This window comes from Amycolatopsis sp. NPDC051045 (genome assembly GCF_040682955.1).
Lineage (GTDB): Bacteria > Actinomycetota > Actinomycetes > Mycobacteriales > Pseudonocardiaceae > Amycolatopsis.
In genome coordinates this window covers 393950-403016 of record NZ_JBFBCC010000007.1, presented here as the reverse complement: position 1 = coordinate 403016, position 9067 = coordinate 393950, and the positions used below count along the sequence as shown (strand labels likewise).

Genomic DNA, 9067 nt, shown 5'->3' with positions numbered 1-9067 from the left:
CGCCCTGCTCGACGAAGAAGACCAAACCCACAACCACACCATCTGGCACCTCTCCGACGGCCCCGACGGCGCCAAAGGCACCAGCTGGACCACCGACGCCGGCATCGAATACCTCATGGACCCCCAACCCCTCGGCGGCCCCGGCACCGCACCCAAACCCGACCCCGCCCTCTACGGCACCTACGCCACCCAGCCGGCGGACACCGGCGGCGAGCCCGCGCTCGAACCGGCCGACGGTGACGTCGAGACGTTCTACGACGGCTCGGTGTGGAAGAACAAGGTCGTCGGCAACACGCGGGCGTCCGGCAGCGCCGAGACGAAGTCCGACGCCGTCGCGGAGGGGCGCAAGATCGCGATCAAGCGCGGCACGGCCCACTTCATCCACACGAAGGACGGCCGGGTCGGCGAGCGCCGGAGCTACCCGCGCGCCCGCTCCTGACCTCAGGCCGGCGGCAGGCCCCCGCGGTCGGGGTCCTCTTCGTCGCTGTCGCCCGCGCGGGGCTCCTGGTCGCGGAACGTCGGCTCGGTGTGCTCACCGCCGATGTCGGCGTCGTCTTCCATGCTCTCGGCGGTCACCGGGTCGATTTCGGGAGTGCTCATTGCTTCCTCCGATCGGGCGAAACCCGGGCATACCCGGCGGTGCGTGAGGCGAAACGCGTTTGCCCCCCGCGCCGCCCGGGCATGCCGCCCCGGCGGATCCCCCGGCCGAGGGACCCGTCCATCCGAATCGGAGGAAGCGACCATGTCATCGATGGAGACCGAGGTCCGGCGCACCCCCCGCCAGCTTCTCGCCGCGATCGTGGGAGTGGTGTTCCTGCTGGTCGGCGTGCTGGGCTTCATCCCCGGCGTGACGACCCACTACGACCAGCTCACCTGGGCCGGGCACCATTCCGGCGCCCTGCTCCTGGGCGTCTTCGCCGTTTCGATCCTGCACAACATCGTCCACCTGGTGTTCGGCGTCGCCGGGCTCGCCATGGCGAGGACCCCGAGCGGTGCCAAGGCGTTCCTCGTCGGCGGCGGCGTGATCTACCTCGTCCTGTGGATCTACGGCCTGGTCATCGACCACGGCAGCGCGGCCAACTTCGTCCCGGTCAACACCGCCGACAACTGGCTGCACCTCGGCCTGGGCGTCGGGATGGTCGCCCTCGGCCTGATCCCGCTCGGCGCCACGCGGAGCCCGGTCGCCGACTCGCGGTGACTCCGGCGCCGGGCCGGACGGCCGGTTTCACGACGGCCGCCCGGCCCGGCTCCCCGCGTAGGCGCGCTCCCGCAGCCGCACCAGCCACTCCGGAGCGATGTCCAGCCCGGCGGGGCGGTTCAGCATCGGATCGAACGACGGCGCGTCCCCGCCGGCCCCCGTCAGCGTCAGCACCGCGCTGTCGCACCAACGCCCGTCCTCGCGGCCGGTCCGGAGCACGAACTGCCACGGTCCCGCCGCGCGTACTGCGTCGAGGGACGCTTCGACCCGCGGCGACGACGACGCCGCCCACGCCCCCAGCCAGACGAGCCGGTCGGCCCGGCGGTACGGCACGAGACTGCTGTAGGCGCCCCGCGTCCAGGTGGCGGCCGGCCGGGGCAGCATCCGCCCGACGTGGCCGCTGCCCGCCGTCGTCAGCAGGATGTCCCACGGTCCGCCGGCACGGCCCGCCCCGGGGATCCGCACGGCCAGCCCGAGCGCGTCCGGCAGCCGCCCGGGCGTGCCGGCGCCCTTGGACAGCCGCGCGACGACGGGAGCCGGCCCGGACGGCCACGGCAGGTCGTCCGCCACGGGCCGGAGTTCGCCGTGCAGCACCACGCCCACGGGGTGGAAAGCCGGGGCGCGCCGCACCGCCGCCAGCCCGCGGAAGGCCGTCGAGACGAGGCCGGTCATGTGTACTTCCCTCCGGGCCGGGGTATTCGCATCTCCCCTCCGATACCCACGCGGAGCACGGGGAAACCGCACCGACCCGAGGAGATCACCATCGCCACCGCGGTCCTGTTCGACGTCGACGGCACGCTCGTCGACTCCAACTACCTCCACGTCCACGCCTGGCGCCGGGCGTTCCACGCCTTGGACCGGGACGTCGACTCCTGGCGCGTGCACCGCGCGATCGGCAAGGGGTCCGGCAAGCTGCTGAGCACCCTGCTGGGCGACGAAGACGCCGGCCGCATCGGCGACGAAGCGAAGGACCTGCACAGCCGCTTCTACCTGGAGGCGGCCGACCTGCTCCGGCCGTTCGACAAGGCTCCCGAACTCCTTCGCACCTTGGCCGGGCGCGGGGTGCGCGTCGTGCTGGCGACGTCGGCGGCGCCGGACGAGCTCAAGGAGCTGCGCCGGGTCCTCGACGTCGACGACGTGGTCGCCGGCATCGTCTCCGGCGACGACGTCGAAGCGACGAAGCCGGACCCGGAGCCGGTGTTCGCCGCGCTCGACAAGGCCGGAACGGCGCCCGAGGAGACGATCTTCGTCGGCGACGCGGTCTGGGACGTCCTCGCCGCCAAGAAGGCCGGGGTACGCACGGTTTCGGTGCTCTCGGGCGGGGTCGGCGCGGCAGAGCTGACCGAGGCCGGGGCGGTCGCCGTCTACGACGACGCCGCGGCCCTGCTGGCCGGGCTGGAGGACAGCGTGCTGCTCAGCTGACCTTGCGGGCCACCAGCCGTTCCACCAGTCCCAGCTTGAACCGTTCCCGCCGTTCCACCGGTACCCCCAGCGCCTCGACGACCTTCAGCGGCCGCCGCCGGAAGTGCTCGCCCGCCAGCGGCACGCTCGCCAGCTCGACCAGCCACTGCAGCCGGCGCACCAGCCAGGACGACGACGTCACGTGGTCGACCAGGATCAGCCGCCCGCCCGGGCGCAGCACCCGGACCATCTCCGCGACCGCGGCCGCGTGCTCGGGGATCGCGCAGAGGCCGAACGTGCACAGCACGGTGTCGAAGGAGGCGTCGGCGAAGGGCAGCTGCTGGGCGCTGCCCCGGCGCAGGGTCACCGGGCGGCCGAGCCGGCGGGCGCGGTCGCGGGCGATGGCGAGCATCCCTTCGCTGAGGTCGAGGCCGGTGAGCGTCACCTCGGCGGGGTAGCACGGGAGGTTCAGCCCGGTCCCGATCGCGACCTCCAGGACCTCGCCCGCGGCCTGCCCGCAAGCCCACTCCCGTGAGTCGCCGAAGAGCCGGCGGTCCCACACGCCCATCTCCGCGTCGTAGGTCGTGGACTTGCGGTCCCAGTACCGACGCCACCGCTCCGCCTTCGTCATGCCCCCAGCGAAGCACGAACCGGCGTCAGCCGAACATGCCCGGCTCGTACGCGCCGCCCTTCTGGTGGACGATCACCGCGAGCCGGTTGGCCGAATTCATCTGCGCGACCAACGCGATCAGGGCGGCGGTCCGGTCGTCGTCGTAGTGCTTGCGCACCCCGGCCCAGGTGTCGTCGGAGACGCCGGGGCCGGCGTCGGCGATCCGGGTGCCCTCCTCGGCCAGCGCCAGCGCCGCCCGCTCGGCTTCGGTGAACACCGTGGCCTCGCGCCAGGCGGCGACCAGGTTGATCCGGACCGGACTCTCCCCGGCGGCCGCGAGCTCTTTGGTGTGGATGTCGACGCACCAGCCGCAGCCGTTGATCTGGCTGACGCGCAGCGACACCAGCTCCTGCGTGACCTTCTCCAGCGGTGACTGGATGATGGCCAGGCTCGCGGTACCGAACCGCTTGGCGAACTTGGCGCCGATTTCGTTGTCGGTCAGGGTGAAACGGGGCTCCATGACTGCGTCCTCACTCGTGGTGGTGCGATCCGAACGACCACGAGATGCCGGCGGACCCTCGCCCCGTGACACCCCGGGCGGGTGACGACGGTCACCGGCCGGAGGTGTCACACGGCGGCGGTCTGCGGCATCGGAAGGGGAAACCCGAGAACGAAGAGGAGCCACCCCATGGCCGATCCCGCCACCGAGGCCTTCCTCGCCCACCGCTCCCTGCTGTTCACCGTCGCCTACCAGCTGCTCGGCTCGGCCGCCGACGCCGAAGACGTCCTGCAGGAGACGTGGCTGCGGTGGGTGGACGTGGACCTCGCCGTGGTGCGGAACCAGCGCGCGTACCTGGTCCGGATCACCAGCCGCCAGGCCCTGATGCGGCTGCGGGCCCTCGGCCGGCGCAAGGAGTCCTACGTCGGGCCGTGGCTGCCCGAGCCGCTGCTGACCGCACCCGACGTCGCCGAAGACGTCGAGCTGGCCGACAGCGTGTCGATGGCGATGCTGCTCGTGCTGGAGACGCTCACCCCGGCCGAGCGGGCGGTCTTCGTGCTGCGCGAGGTGTTCGACCTGGCCTACGACGAGATCGCCGACGCCGTCGGCAAGAGCCCGGCCGCGGTCCGGCAGATCGCGCACCGGGCCCGCTCCCACGTCGCCGCGCGCCGGCCGCGCGGGACCGTCTCGCCGGCGGCGACCCGGGACGCCCTCGAAGCGTTCCGGCGCGCCGTCGAGACGGGCGACCTGCGCGACCTGCTCGGCATCCTCGCACCGGACGTCGTGTTCCTCGGCGACGGCGGCGGCGTGGTGCAGGCCGTGCTGTCGCCCGTCACCGGGGCCGAAGACGTGGCGCGCCTGCTGACCGCCGGCCTGGCCAACCTCGCCGTCGGCACGCTGGAGGCGGCTCAGGTCAACGGCTACCCGGCGCTGGTCCTCCGGCGCGACGGCCGAGCCGACACGGTCCTGGCGGTCCGCATCGACGACGGCCTCGTCACGGGGCTCTACGCCGTGCGCAATCCGGCGAAGCTGGCACGCCTGGAGGAGACGACCACCCTCTGCCGCTGAGTCAGCCGACGTGCGTCGCCGCGGCGAGGATCACCTCGGCGACGACGTCCGGCTGGGACACCGCGACCGCGTGCGAAGCGTCGATCCGGCGGACCGTCGACGACGCGCGCTCGGCCATGAACTCCTGCGCCGCGGCCGGGATCGCGTTGTCCTGGCCGGCGATCAGCGTCCACGACGGCAGCTTCGTCCACGCCGGGGTGCCCTCGAACGGCGCGGCCAGTGCCTGCTGCGCGACCGGCCGCTGGGTCACCGCCATGACCGCCGCGGTGGCCGCGGGCACGTCGGCGGCGAAGACCTCGGCGAAGTCCGCCGGCTTGATCGACAGCTCCGGCTCGCCGTCGTGCTCCAGGACGTCCGTGGTGTCCGGGCCGAGCTTGGCGCCCGGGTAGCGGCCGGACAGCTCGAACACGCTCTCCCCCGCGTCGGGCTGGAACGCGGCGATGTAGACGAGGGCCCGGACGTTCGGCGTCTCGGTGGCCGCCCGGGTGATCAGGGCGCCGCCGTAGGAGTGCCCGGCCAGCACCACCGGGCCGGGCACGCTGTTGACGACGTCCACCACGTGGGCCGCGTCGGACTCCACGCCCCGCAGCGGGTTCGCCACCGCACGGACCGGATAGCCCTGTTCCTGCAGCTTCGCGACGACGCCGGTCCAGCTGGACGAATCGGCGAACGCGCCGTGGACCAGGACGATGGTGGGCTTGCTCATGGCTGGCTCCTTCAGGGAGAACGATCGGTCTTTCTGGTGAGTACTCTGGCCTGTCGGAGCCATGAAGGCAATGTGATGAAGCCGATCTGGCAGAACGATCGGTCTTTCTCTATGCTGCGGGGATGAGGACTGCCGAGCCGCACCCGAAGGACCGGTTGCTCGCGACCGCCACCCGGCTCTTCTACACCGAGGGCATCCACGCCGTGGGGGTGGAGCGCCTGGTCTCCGAGGCGGCCGTGACCCGGGCGACCTTCTACCGGCACTACCCCACGAAGGACGACCTGGTGGCGGCCTACCTCGCCGAAGCCAGCCGGCAGATCCGCACGGCCGTCGACGCGGCGCGGGCGGGCAAGCCGCCGCGGGAAGCCCTGGCCGACACCATGGCCGTGGTCGGCGACGCGACGTGCGGAGAGGACTTCCGCGGCTGCCAGTTCCTCAACGCCGCCGCCGAGTACCCCGACCCGCGGCACCAGGTCCGCAAGGTCATCGACGACCACCGGAGGTGGTTCTTCGAGGTGCTGCGCGAGCAGGCGGCGGCGCTGGGCCACCCGGAACCGGACCACGCGGCCCGCGTGCTCGTCCTGCTGCGCGACGGCGCCCTCCACGGCGGCGAACTCGACGATCCGGAGAAGGTGCGTGCGACGCTGCGCCGGGCCGTCGACGACTTCCTGCCCGCCTGACCGGCGGCCCGAACAGGCGTTCAAGCGGCGTTCACCTGCACAAACCCAGCAAAGCTAGGCCGAACGGGTTACCTTGGGCGCGTAAGGTGACGGAGGTCCGAGATGGCGGCAGACGACGCGTCGCGCGTCCCGGCCTGGGTGGAGCCGATGCTCGCCAAGGCCGACGGCGGACGGCTGCGCAGCGGCCCGGAATGGGCCTACGAGTACAAACTGGACGGCTACCGGGCGTCCATGCAGATCGCGCCGGACGGCACGACCATGCTCACCAGCCGCAACAACATCGACTTCACCGCGGAGTTCGCCGACCTCGCCGGGGTGCTCGCCCCCGCGCTGGACGGCCGGGCCGCCTACCTGGACGGCGAAGTCGTCGTCTACGGCGAAGACGGCCGGATCGACTTCGAGGGGATGCAGGAACGCCGTGGCCGTTACGTCCGGCACCAGAACGGGCCGAAGGGCCTCGCGTTCAAGGACGTCCCGGTCCGGTTCCTGGCGTTCGACCTGCTCCGGCTCGGGGACCGGAGCCTCCTGGCCACGCCGTACGACGAACGCCGCCGCCTGCTGGCCGACCTGCCGATGCCCGATCCCTACCGCGTTTCGGTGGTCCGCGCGGTCACCTTCGCCGAGCTCGCCGCCGACCGCCGCACGCCCGAGGACTTCCTCGCCCACGCCGCGTCCGCCGGGTACGAGGGCGTCGTCGCGAAGCTGCGTTCGTCGGCCTACCTCCCCGGGCAGCGGCCGGACTCGTGGCTCAAGCACCCGCTGATCCGGACGCAGGAGGTGATCGTCTGCGGCTGGCGGCCCGGCCAGCGCAGCTTCACCGGCACCCTCGGCGGGCTGCTGCTGGGCGCCCACGATCCCGCCACCGGCGACCTCGTCTACATCGGCGACGTCGGCACCGGCTTCAGCCAGGCCACCCGCGCCGACCTGCAGGCGCAGCTGCAGGCCATCGAGCGCCGCACGCACCCGTTCGCGACGACGCCACCACGGGAGGACACCGTCCGCGCCCGCTGGGTGGAACCGCGGCTGGTCGGCGAGATCGTCTACCGCCAGTTCACCCGCGCCGGCCGCGTCCGCCACACCGCCTGGCGCGGTCTGCGCCACGACAAGGACCCGGCCGAAGTGCTGGCCCCGCGCGCGGGGCCGCACGAACCCGCCGCCGCCGCGCCGCCCCCGGCCGAGCCGGTGGGCCGGCGGATCACCGTCCAAGCCGGAAACCGGCGGCTCACGCTGTCCAATCTGGACAAGGTGCTGTACCCGGCGGACGGGTTCACCAAGGGCGAAGTGATCAACTACTATTCCCGCGTCGCGGCGGCCCTGCTGCCGCACCTCGCCGGCCGGCCGGTGACGTTCATCCGCTACCCGAACGGCGTCGAGGGCCAGAAGTGGTTCGAGAAGAACGTGCCGAACGGCGCGCCGGACTGGCTGCGCACCGTGCGCCTGGCCGGCACCGGCGGAACGATCGACTACCCGCTCCTGGACGACCTCCCCGGCCTGGTCTGGGCGGCGAACATGGCGGCGCTCGAGCTCCACGTTCCCCAGTGGACGGTGGAGTCGGGCGAGCGGCGGCCACCGGACCGCCTGGTGTTCGACCTGGATCCGGGGCCGGGCACCACGATCGTCGACTGCTGCCGGGTGGCCGAGCGCCTGCACGAGGTCCTCGTCGCGGACGGGTTGACGCCGTACGCGAAGACGTCGGGCTCGAAGGGAATGCAGCTGTATTGCGGCATCCGCACCGACGACCCGGCGGCGCCGTCGGCCTACGCCAAGCGGCTCGCCCAGCGCCTGGCCCGGGAGACGCCGGAGTCGGTGACCGCGGTGATGGCGAAGGCGCAGCGCACCGGCCGCGTGTTCATCGACTGGAGCCAGAACAACCCGGCCAAGACGACGGTCGCACCGTACTCACTCCGCGGCCGCGACCACCCGACGGCGTCGACGCCGGTGACGTGGGACGAGGTGCGCGCCTGCCGCCACGTCACCCACCTGACGTTCACGGCCGAGGAGGTCCTCGACCGCATCGACGATCAAGGCGACCTCCTCGCCGGCTTGGCCGAGACCCGCGCGCCGCTGCCCTGAAGGGGAGATCAGTTCCGCCCCAGGAGACGTTTCGCCCGGCCGACAAGACCGTACGCAGTCGATCCTGGGACCGGCTGCTGCGGCTGCTGCGGCTCCGGCCGCGAGGCGGATTCCGCCGCCGGTTGGGGAACTCGGGGCTCGGGTTGCGACCGTGCCTGCGGGACGCCGGGGGTTTCCGGAACACGAGTTTCCGGAGCACGAGTTTCCGCCGAGTGACGCCCGTGCGTCGGCTGGTGCGGAACGTCGGAGGTAGGTAGCTGCTCGGCCGGCACCGCTGGAACCTGTTGCGGCGCCGGTGAAACACCGGCAGTTCCCGGCTGCGGCGCCGCAGCCGGGCCTGAGGCAGCCACCGGCTGCGCTCCCCGCCGGACAGCGGAAACCGGCTCCGGCTCGGACGGAACGCCGGAAACTCCCGGCTCCGGCACCGAAACCTGATCCCACCCTGCCACCGGCTGCGCTTCCTGCCGGACAGCCGAACCCGACTCCGGCATCGGCACCGGCACCTCAGTCCCCGGCGGTCCCCCGTCCCGCGGCACCGCGGAAACGCCGTCCGGCGCGGCCACCTCCTCCCGCACTCCCGGCGCCTCCCCAGACCCACCGGACTGCGGCCGCGGCGCGGGGATCTCCCCCGCGATGATCCCCGACTCCGCCACCGCGGCCTCCCGCCGCGGTTCGGCCGGGGCGTTCTCCGGCGCGTCCGGGAAGGCCGGGCGAGGCTGGGTCGCCAGCATTTGCGGCGTGATCGCCGGGGTCATGAGCGGCGTGTGCGCCGCGTCGGCGTTCGGTGCCGCCGGCTCGCGAGCCACCGGGTAACGAGCCAGCGGGTCGTCCT

12 protein-coding genes are annotated in these 9067 nt (G+C 72.9%); 7 read left to right on the top strand and 5 right to left on the bottom strand.

Translation table 11 applies throughout. The features are described 5' to 3' along the window. The coding region (locus AB0M80_RS19990; protein WP_364566635.1) for a DUF2188 domain-containing protein at window positions 1–439 on the top strand (439 nt) is incomplete at its 5' end. Window positions 440–441: 2 nt separating this feature from the next. Here AB0M80_RS19990 and AB0M80_RS19985 read toward each other — a convergent pair. Further along, window positions 442–600, bottom strand: coding sequence for a hypothetical protein (locus AB0M80_RS19985; protein WP_364566632.1), 159 nt, complete (start codon window positions 598–600; stop codon window positions 442–444). A 151-nt stretch (window positions 601–751) separates the two neighbouring features. Here AB0M80_RS19985 and AB0M80_RS19980 point away from each other — a divergent pair, with 151 nt between their 5' ends. Next, a complete protein-coding gene (locus tag AB0M80_RS19980) occupies window positions 752–1198 on the top strand; it encodes a DUF4383 domain-containing protein (protein ID WP_364566655.1) in 447 nt (148 codons plus the stop codon). 27 nt (window positions 1199–1225) lie between these two features. Here the strand turns inward: AB0M80_RS19980 and AB0M80_RS19975 are convergent, their stop codons facing one another. Then, window positions 1226–1870, bottom strand: a complete 645-nt coding sequence (locus AB0M80_RS19975; protein WP_364566629.1) for a hypothetical protein — start codon at window positions 1868–1870, stop codon at window positions 1226–1228. Here AB0M80_RS19975 and AB0M80_RS19970 point away from each other — a divergent pair, their 5' ends adjacent. Further along, entirely contained in the window at window positions 1871–2620 is a 750-nt protein-coding gene (locus tag AB0M80_RS19970) for an HAD family hydrolase (protein ID WP_364566627.1), read from the top strand. Here AB0M80_RS19970 and AB0M80_RS19965 read toward each other — a convergent pair. Next, complete coding sequence (locus AB0M80_RS19965) at window positions 2613–3230, bottom strand: class I SAM-dependent methyltransferase (RefSeq protein ID WP_364566624.1); 618 nt, start codon at window positions 3228–3230, stop codon at window positions 2613–2615. The two genes, AB0M80_RS19970 and AB0M80_RS19965, sit on opposite strands and share 8 nt — an antisense overlap. 25 nt (window positions 3231–3255) lie before the next feature. Next, window positions 3256–3729 carry a carboxymuconolactone decarboxylase family protein gene (locus AB0M80_RS19960; RefSeq protein ID WP_364566621.1) on the bottom strand — a complete coding sequence of 158 codons (474 nt, stop codon included), beginning with the start codon at window positions 3727–3729 and terminating at the stop codon, window positions 3256–3258. A gap of 168 nt (window positions 3730–3897) precedes the next feature. Between AB0M80_RS19960 and AB0M80_RS19955 the strand changes: the two genes are divergently transcribed. Further along, the gene (locus AB0M80_RS19955; protein WP_364566618.1) at window positions 3898–4776 is read left to right on the top strand and encodes an RNA polymerase sigma-70 factor; all 879 of its coding nucleotides are present in this window, start codon (window positions 3898–3900) and stop codon (window positions 4774–4776) included. Window position 4777: 1 nt separating this feature from the next. Here AB0M80_RS19955 and AB0M80_RS19950 read toward each other — a convergent pair whose 3' ends face one another. Beyond that, window positions 4778–5482 (bottom strand): alpha/beta hydrolase, encoded by a 705-nt coding sequence (locus AB0M80_RS19950; RefSeq protein WP_364566615.1) that lies wholly within the window; start codon window positions 5480–5482, stop codon window positions 4778–4780. A 122-nt stretch (window positions 5483–5604) separates the two neighbouring features. Here AB0M80_RS19950 and AB0M80_RS19945 point away from each other — a divergent pair, with 122 nt between their 5' ends. The 3 genes from AB0M80_RS19945 (at window position 5605) to AB0M80_RS19935 (ending at window position 9048) form a co-directional block, all read left to right on the top strand. Further along, complete coding sequence (locus AB0M80_RS19945; RefSeq protein ID WP_364566613.1) at window positions 5605–6162, top strand: helix-turn-helix domain-containing protein; 558 nt, start codon at window positions 5605–5607, stop codon at window positions 6160–6162. Window positions 6163–6264: 102 nt separating this feature from the next. Continuing rightward, on the top strand, window positions 6265–8235 hold the full coding sequence (gene ligD, locus AB0M80_RS19940; protein ID WP_364566610.1) for a DNA ligase D: 1971 nt from the start codon (window positions 6265–6267) through the stop codon (window positions 8233–8235). A gap of 633 nt (window positions 8236–8868) precedes the next feature. Beyond that, complete coding sequence (locus AB0M80_RS19935; protein ID WP_364566607.1) at window positions 8869–9048, top strand: hypothetical protein; 180 nt, start codon at window positions 8869–8871, stop codon at window positions 9046–9048. The last annotated feature ends 19 nt before the right edge of the window (window positions 9049–9067 follow it).

Coding starts and splice junctions, on each gene's coding strand:
- AB0M80_RS19985 (WP_364566632.1), bottom strand. CDS start 600: ATGAGCACTCCCGAAATCGACCCGGTGACCGCCGAGAGCATGGAAGAC.
- AB0M80_RS19980 (WP_364566655.1), top strand. CDS start 752: ATGGAGACCGAGGTCCGGCGCACCCCCCGCCAGCTTCTCGCCGCGATC.
- AB0M80_RS19975 (WP_364566629.1), bottom strand. CDS start 1,870: ATGACCGGCCTCGTCTCGACGGCCTTCCGCGGGCTGGCGGCGGTGCGG.
- AB0M80_RS19965 (WP_364566624.1), bottom strand. CDS start 3,230: ATGACGAAGGCGGAGCGGTGGCGTCGGTACTGGGACCGCAAGTCCACG.
- AB0M80_RS19960 (WP_364566621.1), bottom strand. CDS start 3,729: ATGGAGCCCCGTTTCACCCTGACCGACAACGAAATCGGCGCCAAGTTC.
- AB0M80_RS19955 (WP_364566618.1), top strand. CDS start 3,898: ATGGCCGATCCCGCCACCGAGGCCTTCCTCGCCCACCGCTCCCTGCTG.
- AB0M80_RS19950 (WP_364566615.1), bottom strand. CDS start 5,482: ATGAGCAAGCCCACCATCGTCCTGGTCCACGGCGCGTTCGCCGATTCG.
- AB0M80_RS19945 (WP_364566613.1), top strand. CDS start 5,605: ATGAGGACTGCCGAGCCGCACCCGAAGGACCGGTTGCTCGCGACCGCC.
- ligD (WP_364566610.1), top strand. CDS start 6,265: ATGGCGGCAGACGACGCGTCGCGCGTCCCGGCCTGGGTGGAGCCGATG.
- AB0M80_RS19935 (WP_364566607.1), top strand. CDS start 8,869: ATGATCCCCGACTCCGCCACCGCGGCCTCCCGCCGCGGTTCGGCCGGG.